General features: G+C 54.0%; 21 protein-coding genes. 11 read left to right on the top strand and 10 right to left on the bottom strand.

The annotated features are described in order from the left end of the window. Positions 1-203: 203 nt before the first annotated feature. The 6 genes from gshA (at position 204) to rsd (ending at position 4,496) form a co-directional block, all read left to right on the top strand. A complete protein-coding gene (gshA, locus tag ACYZYZ_RS01860; protein ID WP_461483036.1) occupies positions 204-1,790 on the top strand; it encodes a glutamate--cysteine ligase in 1,587 nt (528 codons plus the stop codon). Continuing rightward, positions 1,787-2,380, top strand: coding sequence for an acyl carrier protein phosphodiesterase (locus tag ACYZYZ_RS01855; protein ID WP_461483035.1), 594 nt, complete (start codon positions 1,787-1,789; stop codon positions 2,378-2,380). Before gshA ends, ACYZYZ_RS01855 begins: the two co-directional genes overlap by 4 nt. A 14-nt stretch (positions 2,381-2,394) precedes the next feature. Further along, positions 2,395-2,871 carry a disulfide bond formation protein B gene (locus ACYZYZ_RS01850; RefSeq protein ID WP_461483034.1) on the top strand — a complete coding sequence of 159 codons (477 nt, stop codon included), beginning with the start codon at positions 2,395-2,397 and terminating at the stop codon, positions 2,869-2,871. A 2-nt stretch (positions 2,872-2,873) separates the two neighbouring features. Then, positions 2,874-3,230: a CidA/LrgA family protein gene (locus ACYZYZ_RS01845; protein WP_461483033.1), complete on the top strand. Its 357-nt coding sequence runs from the start codon at positions 2,874-2,876 to the stop codon at positions 3,228-3,230. Next, positions 3,227-3,931, top strand: a complete 705-nt coding sequence (locus ACYZYZ_RS01840; RefSeq protein WP_461483032.1) for an LrgB family protein — start codon at positions 3,227-3,229, stop codon at positions 3,929-3,931. Before ACYZYZ_RS01845 ends, ACYZYZ_RS01840 begins: the two co-directional genes overlap by 4 nt. Positions 3,932-4,025: 94 nt before the next feature. Beyond that, positions 4,026-4,496 carry a sigma D regulator gene (gene rsd, locus ACYZYZ_RS01835; RefSeq protein WP_305170254.1) on the top strand — a complete coding sequence of 157 codons (471 nt, stop codon included), beginning with the start codon at positions 4,026-4,028 and terminating at the stop codon, positions 4,494-4,496. A gap of 89 nt (positions 4,497-4,585) precedes the next feature. Here rsd and ACYZYZ_RS01830 read toward each other — a convergent pair whose 3' ends face one another. Genes ACYZYZ_RS01830 through elbB form a run of 3 tightly spaced genes read right to left on the bottom strand, consistent with a single transcriptional unit; the run spans position 4,586 to position 6,545 of the window. Next, positions 4,586-5,329, bottom strand: a complete 744-nt coding sequence (locus ACYZYZ_RS01830; RefSeq protein WP_461483031.1) for an FKBP-type peptidyl-prolyl cis-trans isomerase N-terminal domain-containing protein — start codon at positions 5,327-5,329, stop codon at positions 4,586-4,588. Between the two features lie 47 nt (positions 5,330-5,376). After that, entirely contained in the window at positions 5,377-5,889 is a 513-nt protein-coding gene (locus ACYZYZ_RS01825) for a TIGR02444 family protein (protein WP_461483030.1), read from the bottom strand. Then, positions 5,889-6,545, bottom strand: a complete 657-nt coding sequence (gene elbB / locus ACYZYZ_RS01820; RefSeq protein WP_305170257.1) for an isoprenoid biosynthesis glyoxalase ElbB — start codon at positions 6,543-6,545, stop codon at positions 5,889-5,891. The genes ACYZYZ_RS01825 and elbB overlap by 1 nt, the downstream gene beginning before the upstream one ends. A 115-nt stretch (positions 6,546-6,660) precedes the next feature. Between elbB and ACYZYZ_RS01815 the strand changes: the two genes are divergently transcribed. Further along, positions 6,661-7,494: a universal stress protein gene (locus tag ACYZYZ_RS01815; protein ID WP_461483029.1), complete on the top strand. Its 834-nt coding sequence runs from the start codon at positions 6,661-6,663 to the stop codon at positions 7,492-7,494. Between the two features lie 127 nt (positions 7,495-7,621). Here the strand turns inward: ACYZYZ_RS01815 and trmB are convergent, their stop codons facing one another. From trmB to ftsY, 6 genes are all read right to left on the bottom strand, one after another. After that, the gene (trmB, locus tag ACYZYZ_RS01810; protein ID WP_461483051.1) at positions 7,622-8,320 is read right to left on the bottom strand and encodes a tRNA (guanosine(46)-N7)-methyltransferase TrmB; all 699 of its coding nucleotides are present in this window, start codon (positions 8,318-8,320) and stop codon (positions 7,622-7,624) included. Positions 8,321-8,328: 8 nt separating this feature from the next. Then, complete coding sequence (locus ACYZYZ_RS01805; RefSeq protein ID WP_305170259.1) at positions 8,329-8,718, bottom strand: DUF423 domain-containing protein; 390 nt, start codon at positions 8,716-8,718, stop codon at positions 8,329-8,331. Between the two features lie 70 nt (positions 8,719-8,788). Then, positions 8,789-9,643, bottom strand: a complete 855-nt coding sequence (gene rpoH / locus ACYZYZ_RS01800) for an RNA polymerase sigma factor RpoH (protein WP_305170260.1) — start codon at positions 9,641-9,643, stop codon at positions 8,789-8,791. 101 nt (positions 9,644-9,744) lie between these two features. Then, positions 9,745-10,782: a permease-like cell division protein FtsX gene (gene ftsX, locus ACYZYZ_RS01795; RefSeq protein WP_305170261.1), complete on the bottom strand. Its 1,038-nt coding sequence runs from the start codon at positions 10,780-10,782 to the stop codon at positions 9,745-9,747. After that, a complete protein-coding gene (ftsE, locus tag ACYZYZ_RS01790) occupies positions 10,769-11,449 on the bottom strand; it encodes a cell division ATP-binding protein FtsE (RefSeq protein WP_461483028.1) in 681 nt (226 codons plus the stop codon). Before ftsE ends, ftsX begins: the two co-directional genes overlap by 14 nt. 15 nt (positions 11,450-11,464) lie before the next feature. Then, positions 11,465-12,562 (bottom strand): signal recognition particle-docking protein FtsY, encoded by a 1,098-nt coding sequence (gene ftsY / locus ACYZYZ_RS01785; protein WP_305170263.1) that lies wholly within the window; start codon positions 12,560-12,562, stop codon positions 11,465-11,467. A 59-nt stretch (positions 12,563-12,621) separates the two neighbouring features. Between ftsY and rsmD the strand changes: the two genes are divergently transcribed. Both rsmD and coaD read left to right on the top strand, forming a co-directional pair. Beyond that, positions 12,622-13,236 carry a 16S rRNA (guanine(966)-N(2))-methyltransferase RsmD gene (rsmD, locus tag ACYZYZ_RS01780; RefSeq protein WP_305170264.1) on the top strand — a complete coding sequence of 205 codons (615 nt, stop codon included), beginning with the start codon at positions 12,622-12,624 and terminating at the stop codon, positions 13,234-13,236. Positions 13,237-13,277: 41 nt separating this feature from the next. Further along, positions 13,278-13,760 carry a pantetheine-phosphate adenylyltransferase gene (gene coaD, locus ACYZYZ_RS01775; RefSeq protein WP_305170265.1) on the top strand — a complete coding sequence of 161 codons (483 nt, stop codon included), beginning with the start codon at positions 13,278-13,280 and terminating at the stop codon, positions 13,758-13,760. On the opposite strand, the gene mutM is transcribed toward coaD, so the two are convergent. Beyond that, positions 13,761-14,576 (bottom strand): bifunctional DNA-formamidopyrimidine glycosylase/DNA-(apurinic or apyrimidinic site) lyase, encoded by an 816-nt coding sequence (gene mutM / locus ACYZYZ_RS01770; RefSeq protein WP_305170266.1) that lies wholly within the window; start codon positions 14,574-14,576, stop codon positions 13,761-13,763. It abuts the gene before it with no gap. A gap of 101 nt (positions 14,577-14,677) precedes the next feature. Between mutM and ACYZYZ_RS01765 the strand changes: the two genes are divergently transcribed. Then, a complete protein-coding gene (locus ACYZYZ_RS01765) occupies positions 14,678-15,088 on the top strand; it encodes an ExbD/TolR family protein (RefSeq protein WP_461483027.1) in 411 nt (136 codons plus the stop codon). Further along, positions 15,054-15,509, top strand: coding sequence for a L,D-transpeptidase Cds6 family protein (locus tag ACYZYZ_RS01760; protein ID WP_461483026.1), 456 nt, complete (start codon positions 15,054-15,056; stop codon positions 15,507-15,509). Before ACYZYZ_RS01765 ends, ACYZYZ_RS01760 begins: the two co-directional genes overlap by 35 nt. The last annotated feature ends 196 nt before the right edge of the window (positions 15,510-15,705 follow it).

Genomic DNA, 15,705 nt, shown 5'->3' with positions numbered 1-15,705 from the left:
CACTCGACAGGCTTCGCTCCAAAAATCAGTACCAAAAAATGGCCTGCTTTTATGCAGGGTGAGACCAGTACACAGTGGTTGTCAGCATTGGGAATTTATCAGTCCCTATAGAGGTCGAAGCGATCAAGCGGCATCAAATTGGTAACCGTTCGACAGACCATTTACATACGGTCAACTGACCGAATCAACACAAGGAACTCCCGTTGCCCCTGCTCAAAAGCCGACTGGATTTGCTCTCTTCCGACCCTCACTCAAAGCTGTTGTCCGGTGTTGTTCGCGGTATCGAAAAAGAAAGCTTGCGGGTGACCCCTGAGGGAACGCTGGCCAAATCGCCCCACAGTGCCTCACTGGGGTCTGCACTTACTCACCCCCAAATCACCACCGACTATTCGGAAGCGCTGCTGGAATTTATCACGCCACCGTCAAGCGATGCCGATCAGGTGTTGAAGACACTGGAGAATATCCATCGCTTCACCTACCGCCAGATTGGCGACGAGCTGTTATGGGCCAACAGTATGCCCTGCCAGCTAAGCGGTGACAGCGACATTCCCGTGGGCCAATACGGCAGCTCCAATATCGGTCAGATGAAAACCATTTACCGGGTCGGCCTCGGTCATCGCTATGGCCGGTTGATGCAGACCATTGCCGGCATTCACTACAATTTTTCAGCGCCCTACGCGCTGTGGGAACTGCTGCGTAAACATGAACGTCCAGAGCAGTGCCTACAGGACTTTAAAACCGACAACTATTTTTCGTTGATTCGTAATTTCCGTCGCCGCTTCTGGTTGTTGCTCTACCTGTTTGGCGCATCCCCAGGTGTGTGTCGCAGCTTTGTCCGCGGTCGCGAGCATCAACTGGAGCCCTTCGGCAAGGATGATCACAGCCTTCACAAACCCTTCGCCACTTCACTGCGCATGGGCGACCTGGGCTACCAGAGCAAAGCTCAGGAACAGCTGGTGGTGTGTTACAACGACCTACGCAACTATGTTTCCACCTTGCGAAAGGCTCTGCTGCAGCCCTATCCCGAGTATGAAGCCGTTGGTCTGAAGGATGCTGATGGCTCCTACTACCAGCTCAGCACCCACCTGCTGCAGATTGAGAATGAGTTCTACAGCACCATACGCCCCAAACGAACGACTCGATCCGGGGAGGTGCCTCTCTGGGCTCTGTGGGAGCGGGGTGTGGAATATATTGAGGTGCGCTGCATTGACCTGAATCCTTACCTCCCATTGGGCATTGATCGTCAACAGATCGACTTCCTGGATATCTTTCTTCTCACCTGCCTGCTTTCAACCAGCCCGGCCACGGATGACCAGGAATACCGCAACATTCTGGATAACCAGCGGCGTACGGTCTACGAGGGCCGCAACCCTGACGTCAAGCTGCAGGATGGCAGCCAGCTACGATCTCTGGGGGAGTGGGCAAAAGCGCTATTTGATGAGATGAGACCGGTGGCTGAACTGATGGACAAACATCATCAGAATTCCGAATACAGTCTCACCCTTAGCCGCCTTGAAGCCCGACTGGATGACCCGTCGCTGACACCATCAGCACAACTGCTAGCCGAGATGGCAGAAACAGGACAGACCTATTTTCGAGTGGCCATGAACCATGCCATCCGGCATCGCCAGCATTTTCTGGATACACCACTGCCCAAAGACATTGAACAGCAGTTTAAAGATGAGGCTGAAGCGTCCCTACAAAAGCAGCGCGATATTGAAGCCAGCGATACGCAAACATTTGACGAGTTCCTTGCCAACTATTATCGGCAATACGACTTTCAACTATGAACTATCTTGCCCACCTGTACCTGTCAGGTGAAAACCCGCAATGCATGGTGGGCGGTCTGCTGGGTGATTTCATCAAGGGACCATTGAAAGGCGAGCTCCCCAGTAACATCGAATCCGGTATTCAGCTGCATCGTCAAATTGATGTATTTACTGACAAGCAACCTGAAGTTCAAAACGCTATCGAGCGCTTCTTACCACCCTATCGCAGATTCGCCGGTATCCTGCTGGATATTTGCTACGACCACCTGCTGGCTGCCAATTGGTCGCAGTACCATAACCGGGAGCTGGATGACTTTTGCCAGGACTTTTATCGCACACTGACCAACTATCAGAACATTCTGCCTGCGGGCGCAAAACGCTTTTGCGAGGTCGCCCCCAGGGTGAACTGGTTGCAGAATTATGCCCGGTTTGCAGAACTGGAAACCATGCTGGAACGCATTGGACAACGATTCAGGAACCCGGTGCCTCTTCATGAAGCCTTCCCATTACTTGAACAGCAATACCCCCTGCTAGAGCAGGAGTTCCATCAGCTGTTTCCCCGCCTGATTGAGTTTTCGGTAAAGCAACGTCTAGAATCGAACCAACTTTGACAAGGAAATTCACTATGCCCTCTACCCGACAAGTTTTTCTGCTGATGTTTGTCGCTTGCCTGTCGCTGATACTTGTTGCCCTGTATATGCAGCATGTCATGGAACTGACGCCCTGCTATCTGTGCATTACCCAGCGGGTTTTTGTAATGCTCACCGGGGGTATTGCACTGCTGGCTTTTCTCCACAACAGCAAAATCCGACTTTACGGAATACTCACCGCACTCAGTGCTCTGGGGGGCAGCTTTTTTTCCGGCAAGCAACTGTGGTTGCAAAGCCTGCCCGAAGATCAGGTGCCGGCCTGCGGGCCACCCGCCGAGTACCTGTTCGATGTATTCAGTTTCAACCAGGCATTGAGCATGCTGCTGCGTGGCGACGGCAATTGTGCTGAAGTTCAGTGGACCTTCCTGAGCCTCAGTATTCCAGGCTGGACCATGATCTGCTTCCTTGGACTGGCTGCCCTGGGCCTCTGGCAGGTTGTTCGCAAGCCGTGAACATGTTGCGCGGCCTTGCCACGCTGGTTTGTTTTCAGGGCATCGGCGAGGCCGTTGTTTACCTGAGCGATATGCCCATACCCGGACCGGTAATTGGAATGGTGCTGCTATTTGCGACACTGCAACTCACCGGCACAGAGACCCCGGAATGGCTGGGTGAAACGGGGCATTTCATGATCCGCTGGCTATCGTTGATGTTTCTACCCGCCTGTACCGGGCTGTTTTTTTTACCGGACATCACGACCGATCAATGGCTGCCGATCATTGGCGCCATGTTTCTGGGCACGCTTTTAACCATGGCTGCGTCAGGCTACCTCATGCACCGGCTGATGCCTGATCCTGACGGAGACAGCCAATGACCTCCGTGCTCACTACGTTGACCCTGTTTGCTCTGACAGGCGCGGCATTCTTCATAGCGTTTACCCTGTATCGCGCCTCTCATGCCCGCCCGGCCATACAGGCACTGTTGCATCCCCTGGTAGTCGGACCACTACTGGTGACAGGTGTACTGTTATTGACCGGGGTCAGCTATTCACACTATCGGCAGGCCAACAGTCCGTTTTTTTATCTGCTGGGCACCGCAACGGTGGCTCTGGCTATTCCCCTGCACCAACAATTTCACCATATTCGCCGCTTGGCGCGCCCCCTACTGACCACCCTGCTGTTTGGGGCCAGCTTTGCGGTTATCAGTGCGCTGGGCATTGCGTGGCTGCTGGGGGGCAATAGTGAAACACTGGTCTCTCTGGCACCCAAATCTGTTACCACCCCCATCGCACTGGGCATCGCAGAAAAGGTTGGCGGCCTTCAGGGTTTGACGGCGGGGGTGGTGGTTTTCACCGGTGTCATTGGTGCCATTCTCGGCCCACTGCTGTTCAGCAAACTGGGTATCCGGGATGACCGCATCATCGGCTTTGTCACCGGCATCTGCGCCCACGGCGTGGGCACCACCCGCGCCTTCGAGATCAGCTCCCGCTGTGGCGCATTTTCCAGCCTCGGGCTGGGAATGACCGGCGCGCTGACAGCATTGATCCTGCCCTGGCTTATTCTCTGGTGGTTTTAAGCTGCGTACAGAACTGAGCCCTTTTTTCGGGCCTTGCCAGCCACCCCCCGTTTCCCTATGCTTGGTCGACCAATAACAACAAAAGCAGCTGTTTATGCTTGAAAACTGCAAGTCGGCACAGGAACGTTGGGGTGGCGTCAGCCATTTAATTGATCAATGGCTTCAGGAGCGCCAGGATATGCTGGTGCGCTTCTGTAGCCTCGGAGATATCCGTACCTTCAATAGTGATGACCTCTCTCACCGCCACAAGGTAAAAGCCTTTTGTGAAATTCTTGTGGACTATACGTCCGCCGGACATTTTGAGATTTACGACCAGTTGGTGCGGGAGGGTAAAGACTTCCGGGACGGCGATGCACTGCACACCGCTAATCAGCTTCTGAAAACTATCGATGCGACCACAGAGCGGATTCTAGACTTCAACGATAAATATCTGGAAACTGATGATCTGTCCTCACTGGGAGTCGACCTCTCTTCACTTGGGGAGTCGCTGAGCGCCCGCATGGAGGCAGAAGATATGATGATCGAAGTTCTGCACACATCACATCAGGATAAGCTGGCCCCCTGAGTCCCGCTCCAGACAGGACAACCCATTGAACCCAATAAAAAAAGGCCCAAAGGGCCTTTTTTATTGCATTGCGACTACTCTTGTTCTTGTTATTCAGCGACCACGTTGATTAGCTCAACTTCAAAAATCAGGGTGGCGTTGGGGCCGACCAGACCGGAAGTACCGCTTGGTCCATAGGCCAGATCTGCCGGAATATACAACTCCCAGACCGCCCCTTCCTGCATTTTCTGCAGAGCTTCTGTCCAACCGGGAATCACCTGATCGAGACGAAGTTCAACGCTGCCACCGTGATTTTCCGAGGCATCAAACTCGGTACCATCAATCAGCCGGCCGCGGTATTTGACCTCAACCGTACTGGCGGCGTCGGGCATGGCGCCGGCACCCACCTGCAATACTTTGTACTGCAGACCCGTCTCGGTGGTTACTACACCTTCTTTTCCTGAGTTTTCCTCAAGAAATGCCTTGCCCTCTGCAGCATTGTTTTCCGCGGCCAGTCGCATAGCTTCCTGACGCTCAGCCGTGGCTTGCTCCTGCTTGGCCTGCTGTTGTTGCTGAAATTCCTGAACTACCGTCGTCAACTCCTCCTGACTGAGGCGCGGATCGCTACCTGCCAGGGCATCATCAAAGCCGGCGAGAAAAGCTTCACGATCCAGTTCAATCTCTGGCTGTGCAGAAAACCTGCCGCCCGTGTCCATACCAATCAGATAGCTCAGTTTCTGTGCCTGGTTATCCAGCGCAACCGATGAGTCCACCTGGCCAGAGTCGGCATCGTCCTGGCAAGCCGTCAACGTCAGTGACGCTGTCAAGGCCAGCAACACCAGTTTGATTTTCATAATTCATCCTTTATCAATTGCTTGTTCAGCCAGCATCTTACCGCAATTTATGCTGAGAAATGTGGCCGGTTTAAAGGCCACAGCAGTGGCGACTGGTTTACAAGGGACGGCGCACCCGCCTGGGACAGGAAAAGCTCAAGGTTGGCCTTCTGTACTCCGAGTATCTCCTGATCACAGGTCAGAGCATTAGCGCTGGGTTCACCCAGCCACCAATCGGCCAGCATATCCTGTACCACCCGCTCTGCGCTCAGCTCCAACTCCCGTACGCTCTTTTCTATCTGGCCAGCTGAGAAGGCAGAATCTTTCAGATAACGCCGCAACTGTCGTAGTCGCTGTACAACCTGCTTATCCCACTCCGCGATGACGCGTTGTGCATTGTGTATCTGCGTTGTGTTCAGCTTTTCACCTCTGGAACCGGTCCAGCAGCAAAAGAGCAGCAGGTTGATATTGACGCCATAGGCGTCCTGCAAATGGAGGCATGCCTCTGCCACCTCCCTGCGACTGTAATGCGCCAGTGAAAATTCCCAGAAGGGATTGTCCGGTCTCTTTGGGGCCGCCATCAGGTCATTGCCAACACTGCATCCACGAGCTTGTTGATACCGATGGCGGCTTCTCCAATATTTTCCGCCAACATATAGGCGGGCGTCGTTACCAGCTTGTTGGCCTCATCGATACAGACCTCATCTACACCACAATTTTTGTGAATAGCGCCCGTCGCTTCAACAGCCCGTGCAACCCCCGAGTCATTGCCAATGGTGCACGTTGCGCCATCACCAAACAGAACGCCGGTCATGGCGGGGGCGATACACATCAAACCCACCGGCTTGTTTGCCTCACGCATGGCCTGCACAAAAGCAACCAGAGAGGGGATCACCGTCAGATCAGGGCCGTTCACGGCAAAATCAGAGAGGTTTTTGGCGGCGCCAAAACCGCCGGGAAGTATCACGGCATCAAATTCGGCCGCATCGGCGTCTGACAGGTTCTGAATGTTACCTCTGGCAAGGCGGGCTGCCTCTATCAATACGTTACGCTCCTCGCCTTCCATCACTTCACCAGTAGCATGGTTGATGACATGGAGCTGCTGCATATCCGGAGCAAAACATTGCACCACGGCTCCAGCCTGATCCAGCCGCAGCAAGGTAATTACCGCCTCATAGATTTCCGAGCCGTCGTAAACGCCACAACCAGAAAGAACAACTGCAACACGCTTGGCCATAAGGACCCTCCCGAATTTGCCTGATACTGAACAAAAATAGTCTATCGTTAGAATAGAGCCCAGATTATATGGAGCAGCTGTTTAAAATCCTACGGTTCTCCGGGAGTAGCAACGCTTGGTTAATTGCCTGTCCTATCTCATTGCGATCAATACCACTGCCCCTGATCAGCCGGCCCTGGAACGGGCTGCTGCTTTGGCGATGGAAAATGGTGCCAGCCTTACCGCATTTGCCTGTTGCTATCTCGACAGGAAGGAAATGCTGCACTTCAACTCTCGCCAGGATGCCAAATACGAGGCACGTAGCGAACTGGAGCAACGCCTCAGGCATCAGGTGGCAAAACTCGGATTAGCCGCGGATGTAAATTACGAAGCCGCCTGGAATGAAGACTTTCTGAAAGCTGCTTGCCAGAGGGCCCAGCATCCAGATGTCTGCATGATGTTTCTCGATCGATCTTACCAGGAGGATCTGCCACGATGGCTGGAATCCTCCCCTTGTCCCCTGTATCTGGCTTCCAGTGAAGTTAGGGTGCCTGACGGCCCTATTCTTGCGGCCATTGATCCGCGCAGTCGCGATGAACTCCACGACGGGCTGAATCACAACGTACTCGCCACCGCCAGCAATCTGGCCGAAGATCTGCACCGCGAGTTGAGCTTGGTCTGTGCCCTGGATGAGAAAGAGTCAATTGCCACCCATCTTGGCTTTGACTACCTGTCGGAACTGACCGCTGAGCAATCAGCTATTGCCCAGCGCTTTGCCCTAGACCCGTCGCGGGTTCACCTGCAAATTGGGCGTCCCTGTACGGTGATCTACCAACGGGCCCTACAACTGGAGGCCGCTGTTTTGGTCATGGGGACAAGTCGTGAAAAAAGCCTCTACAACACTTTGGTGGGCTGCAAGGTGGAACGCCTTATGGAACACTATAACGGTGATTTACTGGTAGTTACCTAGACTCTTGTTGAAAAGCTATCTGCGAGGAAACCATTGAACACTTCAAGCTCGGTTATCAGAGATAAACTCAGCTTTTTTTCAATGTGGCCTTTCATCATCGTCTTCGAAAACAGTTTTTATCCGGCTGTTAATCTCCTGAGCTTTCCTTACGATAGAGCAGATCCCAGACGCCGTGCCCCAGGCGGGCACCACGTTTTTCAAACTTTGTCACCGGGCGATAATCCGGACGCGGTGAATACTGGCCGACTCCCGCTTCATTCACAAAGCCACTGACTGCCTCCATCACCTCCAGCATATGCTCGGCATAGGGTTCCCAGTCTGTCGCCAGGTGCAGAATACCCCCCGGCTTGATATGTGTTCGTAATTTGGCAACAAAATCAGCCTGAATCAGTCGGCGCTTGTTGTGCTTTTTCTTGTGCCATGGATCGGGAAAATAAATCTGAACTCGGTCAAAACTTTCAACGGGTATACAGTCGTCCATCACATCTATGGCATCTGCGAGGTATACCCGTAAATTACTTAGCTCGTGCTTCCCGGCATTATTGATCAGGCGACCCACCCCTGGCGGGTGGACTTCAATACCCACGAAATCCTTATCTGTTTCCTGCTGCAACATTTGTAGCAGCGAGTCCCCCATGCCAAACCCGATTTCCAGCACACGTGGAGCCACACGAGCAAATACCTGATCAAGATTGACCGGGCCGTCCTTGAGACTTAATCCATAGACGGGCCAGTACTTCTCAAAGGCAGCTCGCTGACTATCGGTCATACGACCCGCCCGCACCACGTAACTACGAATGGATTTTTTCTTGTACTCCGGTTTGATTTCCAACGCTAGACTCCTTTCTCGCGTCGTGCGACCCATTGCACCAAGGCAAAGGACAGAACGAGCCAACCTGCCAACAACAACACCCCGCCAATTGGGGTCACCATTCCCAGTGCCCTGATACCGGTCAAGACCAGCACATACAAACTCCCCGAGAAGATCACGGTGCCCAGTAGAAATAGACGAGCCGCCCACTTCATTAGTGGCAGCGGATCTCCCGCTGAAGCAACCACGATAGTCAGCAGGGCAAACACGTGAAACATCTGGTATTGCACCGCCGTGTGCCAAACATCCAGCAAAGAGACATCAACGCTGCCGCGCAGGCCGTGTGCACCAAAGGCCCCCAATGCCACAGCCAGAAAACCTGACAGGCCGGTAAATATCGCAATTGTTTTCATGGTATTCCTTGGTTTTCATTAAAAAAGCCGCGGAGACCGCGGCTTTTAAACGAGGCTTTTTCTGTTGGAATCAGGCTTCCATGATCGCCCGTACTTTTTTCATGGCATTCTGCTCCAGCTGACGAATTCTTTCGGCAGAAACACCATAGCGATCAGCCAGATCATGAAGTGTCGCCTTGTTATCTGTCAGCCACCGGCTGTTGATAATATCGCGGCTTCTCTCATCAAGCTCTTCCAATGCCTCGCTCATGCGCAGGCAGCTGTCCTGCTCGCTATCGGCCCGCTCCAGCTGCAATGCTGGATCGGCTGACTTGTCTTCCAGATAGAGTGCCGGCGCCTGATAGCTGCTGTCGTCATCACTGTCTTCCGGCGCATCAAAGGCGGCATCACGGGCCGATAACCTTTGCTCCATTTCATAAACCTGGGCAACTTCCACGCCAAGATCCTCGGCGATGGCCTTTGCCTCATCCTGGGTCAGCCAAGCAAGCTTCTTTTTGGCCGTACGGAGGTTGAAGAACAGTTTGCGCTGGGCCTTGGTGGTGGCCACTTTAACGATACGCCAGTTACGCAGCACGTATTCGTGAATTTCAGCTTTGATCCAGTGAACGGCAAAGGATACCAGCCGCACACCTTTTTCCGGGTTAAAACGTTTTACGGCTTTCATCAAACCGACGTTGCCTTCCTGGATCAGATCGCCCAAAGGCAGACCATAACCGTTGTAGGAACGGGCAATATGAACCACAAAACGCAGGTGTGACATCACCAGCCGACGTGCAGCATCAAGATCTTCGCGATAGTAAAGATCTTCTGCCAGAGAGCGCTCTTCATCGGCAGACAACACGGCAATGGCATTCACACCCTGCATATATGCAGAGAGATTGGCACCGGGTGCCATCCATTCAACTGTCTGTAACGCTTTCTTCATAACGGCCTCGACAAATAAGGGTGCAGTAGTTTAGCAGCTTGTAGTTAGATTTTCATACCCGCAAAAAGTTGCGATAAGCACCTGATTCAGATCAATAAACCCTATTTTGGTTCAATACTCACGAGATGTCGCGCTACCGCCAGCCAGGCCCCTAGCAACCCGAGCAGAATTCCGGATCCCAACAACGCCAATAATCCACTGAACCCCAACCCCGCCAGAGAAAACGATGTCTGGTAAAGCGTTGCCAACCTCTCCACCGGGCCATCAATCCATATCAGCGCTAACATGACCAGCACCCAGGCGAGCAGACCACCCAGCTGGCCATACCAGATGCCCGTGTAGAGAAACGGCCGGCGTACGTAACTGTCAGTTCCGCCCACCAGCTTCACAACCACAATTTCATCACGGCGGTTTTCAATCGCCAGACGGATGGTGTTGCCGATAATCAGCAATACCCCCAGGGATAACACCAGGCCCAATGACAGCACCAGCCGCTGACCAATTTCCAGGATCCCCTGCAAGCGCTGCATCCACTTCATATCCAGCCGCACATCATCTACCGCCGCAAGCTCGGCGATGCGAGCAACCAGAGCTTCACTGCCGACCAGGTCGGCGCGAAAACGCGTTGCTGGCTGCACCAGCAACACCCCCGGCAGCGGGTTTTCATCCAGCAGTTCCAAAACACCGCCAAAACCCGAGAGCGCCTGAAACTCCTCCAACGCCTGCTCGCTGGAGATATAGCTGACACTCTGGATATCGGTATCCTCTCGCAATATCTTCTGCAGACCCGCCACCTCTTCCGCGGATGCAGTTTTCTTCAGAAACACCGTCATCTGCGCGGTACTGTCAACGCGCCCTGCTAGCTGCTGGAGGTTGGCCACACCCACATAAAGTGCTGCAGGCAAACCCAGTGCAATCGCAACCACCAGAGATGTCATCAGTGTCTGGACCGGCTCGGCCAGCAGTCGCCGCCCAGTACTCAGAAACAACCCTCGGTGGTGATCGACGTAGCTTTTCAGTTTGTCTGTCCAGCGGGCAATGCCATCGCTGGCCCCGCGGCGGACATCAACCCTGGGCTCACGCGACGGATTTTTGCCAGCCGTTGGCTTCCGGCGCAACAGGCGGTTACCGGCTGACATCTGCAATTGCCTCGTCACTCACCAGTTTGCCCTGCTGAAGATGCAGCTGGCGTCGATTCATACGGGTGATCAGATCCACATCATGTGTAGCGACCAGCACCGTGACGCCCAGCTCACCAAATTGTCTGAACAGCGTCATAATTTCCGCTGATAGCTCCGGGTCCAGGTTTCCCGTCGGCTCATCGGCCAGCAGTATGCGTGGCTTATGCACCACCGCTCGAGCGATTCCCACCCGCTGCTGTTCTCCACCAGACAGAGCTATCGGGTTATGTTTTTCCTTGTTCAGCAGGCCGACTTTGTCCAATGCAGCACGCACCCGCCGCCCGACTTCACGGGGCTGGTAACCGGATACCTGCAGGGGTAAGGCAACGTTATCAAAGACATTGCGATCGAACAGCAGTTGGTGGTTTTGAAAAACAACACCTACCCGTCGACGGTAGTAGGGAATCTGGCTGCGGTGAAGCCTGCCAAGGTTTTTACCATTGATCAGCAGCTGACCCTGGGTAGGACGCTCCATCAACATGATCAGCTTCAGCAGGGTACTTTTACCAGCACCTGAATGGCCGGTAAGAAATGCCATTTCCCCGGCATCCATGTGCAGACTGAGACCACTGAGCGCTTCCTGGCCTGTGGGGTAACGCTTGCTGACCTTGTCAAAGTGGATCATACAGGGAGTGCTACCTCAATCGCTTCTGCTCAGCAGTGCCTGAACATATTCCTGGGCATCGAAAGGCTGCAGGTCATCAATACCTTCACCGAGCCCCACAAAACGTATCGGCACGCCAAAGCGCTTGCAAAGAGAGAAAATAATGCCACCCTTGGCCGTGCCATCCAGCTTCGTCAACGCCACACCGCTGACATCCACCGCGTCCTGAAATTGCTGCATCTGGTTCATGGCATTCTGCCCGGTCCCGGCATCCAGCACCAGCAGCACTTCGTGGGGAGCGGAATCGTCCAGTTTGGCCATGACTCGCTTAACTTTTTTTAACTCATCCATCAGATTGCTTTTGGTGTGCAAGCGCCCGGCCGTGTCTGCAATCAGAATATCCACATTGCGCGACTGTGCCGCCTGAATGCCATCAAAAATAACCGAGGCACTGTCGGCGCCGGTATGCTGGGCAATCACCGGTACCCGGTTACGCTCACCCCATGCCTGAAGCTGTTCAACGGCAGCTGCGCGGAAGGTATCTCCCGCCGCCAGCATCACAGACTTGCCCTGTGACTGGAAACGGCGGGCCAACTTGCCAATGGTAGTGGTTTTACCAACACCATTAACCCCCACCACCAGAATCACGTAGGGACGTTTTTGTGTATCCAGCACCAGCGGCTGTTCACAAGCCTTCAGCTTTTCCACCATGGCGTTCTGCAATGCAGCCACCAGCGCTCGGCTGTGGGACAGCTCGCGGCGCTGCACCCGCTCGGACAGGTCACGAATGATCTCGACCGTGGTTTCAATGCCCACATCCGCCATCAATAGCAGGGTTTCAAGCTCTTCCAGCAGCTCATCATCAATCTCACGGTCCCCGAGAAACAGATTGCCGAGGCTACGGCTGGTTTTGGACAATGCCTGGCGAAAACGATCCCGCAAACGGGTCTTTGTCATGGCTGAAATCTCAGCGTTCTCAGACGGCACAGGTGTCTCGGAAACTGGCTCCAGCTGGGTTGCCGCTGGTGCACTCCCGGAAACACCGGGCTTTTGCCCGCGAATACGCTGCAGGAAGGAAAGCTTTTCCTGGCCCGAAAGGTTGTTTTCGTGGTTGTTTGATTCAGAATCCGACATCAGTTTTCTCAGTGGTCATGCGGCGGTGTATGCTAGCACTATAAGGAGCCAGCCCGATTTTGAAACACCACCAACGTTCAACATCATCACCCTCCGGACGCAGGGCTGCAGGTCAGCTGCGTATTATCGGTGGCCAGTGGCGCGGGCGCAAACTCCGTTTTAATGAAGTGGCCGGTTTGCGCCCTACGGGTGACCGCATACGCGAAACCCTGTTCAACTGGCTAGCTCCTGTGATTGCCAGCGCCCACTGCCTGGATCTATTTGCTGGCTCGGGCGCCCTCGGCTTGGAGGCCCTATCCCGTGGCGCGGCCAGTGTCACCATGATTGAAAAACACCCGGTGGCCGTTTCCGCATTGCGGGACAACTGCCAGTTATTGCAGGCGGAAGGGGCCGATATACTGGCAACAGATGCCATCGGCTGGCTGGAAAGCGCACGACCGGAAACGCCTTACGATATTATCTTTCTGGACCCGCCATTTGATGCCGACCTGCTGGAGCCCTGCCTGAAGCTGCTTTTCAAACAGGACTTTCTGGCCAAAGGGGCCTACCTGTATATGGAAACCGATCGCCAGCAATCACCGCCTGCCATACCGGCGACACTAGCTCTGCTAAAAGAAAAAACCGCCGGACACGTGAATTATCGACTATACCGCTTATTTGAGAATATTGATTAAAACGTTTACCATGCCCGCCCCATTCAGAGCGAAGAACCACTGTGAAAACAATTATTTACCCAGGCACCTTTGACCCCATTACCAATGGCCATATCGATTTGGTTGAGCGTGCCAGCAAGTTGTTTCACCATGTTATTGTTGCCATTGCCAGCAGTGAGCGCAAAGGTCCGACCTTTGATCTGGAAGAGCGTATTGATCTCGCAAAACAGGCTTTGTCACACCTGGACAACGTGGAAGTTCTCGGCTTTGACTATCTACTGGTTAACTTCGTCAAGGATTGTCGAGGGGACGCTATCCTGAGGGGACTGAGAGCGGTATCCGATTTTGAATACGAGTTTCAGCTGGCCAATATGAACCGCGCCCTGGAACCGAATATTGAAAGTATCTTTCTCACGCCGTCGGAAAAGCTTTCCTACCTGTCTTCGTCGTTGGTCAAGGAAATTGCGTCACTGGGCGGCGATATCGATGCGTTTGTCCACCCTACGGTCAGGGAAGCACTGCACCGCAAGTTTGGTAGATCCTGATTAACGCTGACAGTCAGGGCAATACACCGTAGAACGCTGACCCTGGCGAATTTCTTTCAACAAAGTACCGCACTTCAGACAGGATTCACCGGCGCGCCCATAAACGTAGAGCTCCTGCTTGAAATAACCGGGCTTGCCATCACCCCCGACAAAATCACGAAGGGTTGTCCCACCCTGCTCTATGGCACTGGCCAGCACTCGTTTGACCTGCTCGACCAGTTCCACATAACGCACCCTTGAAACTTTGCCGGCACCCAATGTGGGGCGTATGCCCGCATGAAAAAGGGACTCGTTGGCGTATATATTGCCCACACCCACAACAATCTTACTGTCCATAATGAACTGTTTGACGGGCACTTTTCTTCCCCGCGAGAGCCGGTAGAGATGGTCACCGCAAAAGGCGTCGTCAAAAGGCTCCGGTCCGAGGTGATGTAACAGCGGGTGCTCTTCAGGGAGACCCTCCAACCACTGAATCGTGCCAAAACGGCGTGGGTCGCTGTAGCGCAACACGGTACCATCAACAAAATTGATATCCACGTGATCGTGCTTTCCCACCGGCGTGCCGGCTGTAACGATGCGCAAATTACCGGACATACCCAAATGGATCATCAAGTGCCCACTGGCAAAGCGGAACAACATGTATTTACCGCGCTGGCGACCTTCCAGCAAGGTCTGTCCGACCAGCAATGAGGACAACCCCTCCGTGACCGGCCATCGCAACCGGGGCTCCCGGACGCTAACCGAGGCAACCTGCTTTCCCAGTATATGAGGACTAACCCCGCGCAGGGTTACGACAACTTCCGGCAGTTCCGGCATAGATTACTCCCGCCATCAGGTAGCGCAAAAAAAACTCTGGCATACTAATGCACCCTTCACCCGAGGGCACCCCGTTTGTACTTTACAGGTAGCTTGTAGCCATGGCATTGGGACGTCGAAAAATTACCGATGAACCGGCGGAAATCGATATGACGCCGATGCTGGACGTTGTTTTTATTCTATTGATTTTCTTCGTCGTCACAGCCACCTTTGTGCGTGAAACAGGCATCGGCTTGCAACAGACAGCACACACTGATCAGCCACCACCGAAAGAGTTGAAGCTTGCCACGCAAACCTTTCAGATCGCCGAAGACAATAGCATCTGGCTGGAGGGACGGCGTATCGATATTCGCTCGGTACGAGCCAACGTAGAACGGGCGCACGCGGAAAATCCCCGCTTGCAGGTGGTGATTGAAGCTCATCCCAAGGCCAGGACAGCCTCGTTTGTCATTATTTCAGATCAGGCTCGGGAAGCCGGTGTCAACGACATCGCTCTCACCACGATGCCTTAACCGGTCTTCTGCGGCTCATAATCATTCACCGTCTTTTACTCCGCCACAAAAAAGCCCCGAACTTAATTGGGTCAAGCGCGACGCCCTCCCCGATTTGGGTGCCGCATTCCGCGGGCGATTCGATGAATGGCTCGCCAATCGCCGTGGCGGCGACTTGGCCAAGCTGCGAGACACCTACAGCGATGATTTTTTCCGTAAAGGCAAAAAGCTGGCGCACTGGTGGCCTACGATCAAGGGCGAGGCTGTCAGCACCATCAGAATTTCAGACCTATCCATGGTCAAGTGGGCCGATCAAAAAGACGAGGTCGTCGTCGTTAACTTTGCCGAGCAACTCAAACCCCGCGCACGCGTGGCGCGCAAGCGCCAGTACTGGCGACTCGAGCAAGGCGAATGGAAGATTTTTTACGAAGGAAACGCATGAACAAGCACATCACCACACGCCCTAAGACAGGCGCTGTGACGGCAACAACCGTCCATAACGCCGGCCAGACGCGCCGGTGGGCCCTGATGAGCCTCGGTGCCGTCATGCTGTTAATCGGCCTGCTGTTCAGCCAAGCGGCGCAAGCCAATGATGCGGTTGGTCCTCGGGTGCGATTGGCGACCAACATGGGCGACAT

Origin of the sequence: Porticoccus sp. (assembly GCA_023261185.1) — a bacterium.
Classification (GTDB): Bacteria; Pseudomonadota; Gammaproteobacteria; order Pseudomonadales; family Porticoccaceae; genus Porticoccus; species Porticoccus litoralis.
This window is presented reverse-complemented; position numbering and strand designations above follow the sequence as displayed.

What these genes read in the sequence shown, in the direction of transcription:
- ACYZYZ_RS01855 (WP_461483035.1), top strand. Translation starts at nt 1,787, where the DNA reads ATGAACTATCTTGCCCACCTGTACCTGTCAGGTGAAAACCCGCAATGC.
- ACYZYZ_RS01850 (WP_461483034.1), top strand. Translation starts at nt 2,395, where the DNA reads ATGCCCTCTACCCGACAAGTTTTTCTGCTGATGTTTGTCGCTTGCCTG.
- ACYZYZ_RS01845 (WP_461483033.1), top strand. Translation starts at nt 2,874, where the DNA reads ATGTTGCGCGGCCTTGCCACGCTGGTTTGTTTTCAGGGCATCGGCGAG.
- ACYZYZ_RS01840 (WP_461483032.1), top strand. Translation starts at nt 3,227, where the DNA reads ATGACCTCCGTGCTCACTACGTTGACCCTGTTTGCTCTGACAGGCGCG.
- rsd (WP_305170254.1), top strand. Translation starts at nt 4,026, where the DNA reads ATGCTTGAAAACTGCAAGTCGGCACAGGAACGTTGGGGTGGCGTCAGC.
- ACYZYZ_RS01830 (WP_461483031.1), bottom strand. Translation starts at nt 5,329, where the DNA reads ATGAAAATCAAACTGGTGTTGCTGGCCTTGACAGCGTCACTGACGTTG.
- ACYZYZ_RS01825 (WP_461483030.1), bottom strand. Translation starts at nt 5,889, where the DNA reads ATGGCGGCCCCAAAGAGACCGGACAATCCCTTCTGGGAATTTTCACTG.
- elbB (WP_305170257.1), bottom strand. Translation starts at nt 6,545, where the DNA reads ATGGCCAAGCGTGTTGCAGTTGTTCTTTCTGGTTGTGGCGTTTACGAC.
- ACYZYZ_RS01805 (WP_305170259.1), bottom strand. Translation starts at nt 8,718, where the DNA reads ATGAAAACAATTGCGATATTTACCGGCCTGTCAGGTTTTCTGGCTGTG.
- rpoH (WP_305170260.1), bottom strand. Translation starts at nt 9,643, where the DNA reads ATGAAGAAAGCGTTACAGACAGTTGAATGGATGGCACCCGGTGCCAAT.
- ftsX (WP_305170261.1), bottom strand. Translation starts at nt 10,782, where the DNA reads ATGTCAGCCGGTAACCGCCTGTTGCGCCGGAAGCCAACGGCTGGCAAA.
- ftsE (WP_461483028.1), bottom strand. Translation starts at nt 11,449, where the DNA reads ATGATCCACTTTGACAAGGTCAGCAAGCGTTACCCCACAGGCCAGGAA.
- ftsY (WP_305170263.1), bottom strand. Translation starts at nt 12,562, where the DNA reads ATGTCGGATTCTGAATCAAACAACCACGAAAACAACCTTTCGGGCCAG.
- mutM (WP_305170266.1), bottom strand. Translation starts at nt 14,576, where the DNA reads ATGCCGGAACTGCCGGAAGTTGTCGTAACCCTGCGCGGGGTTAGTCCT.
- ACYZYZ_RS01765 (WP_461483027.1), top strand. Translation starts at nt 14,678, where the DNA reads ATGGCATTGGGACGTCGAAAAATTACCGATGAACCGGCGGAAATCGAT.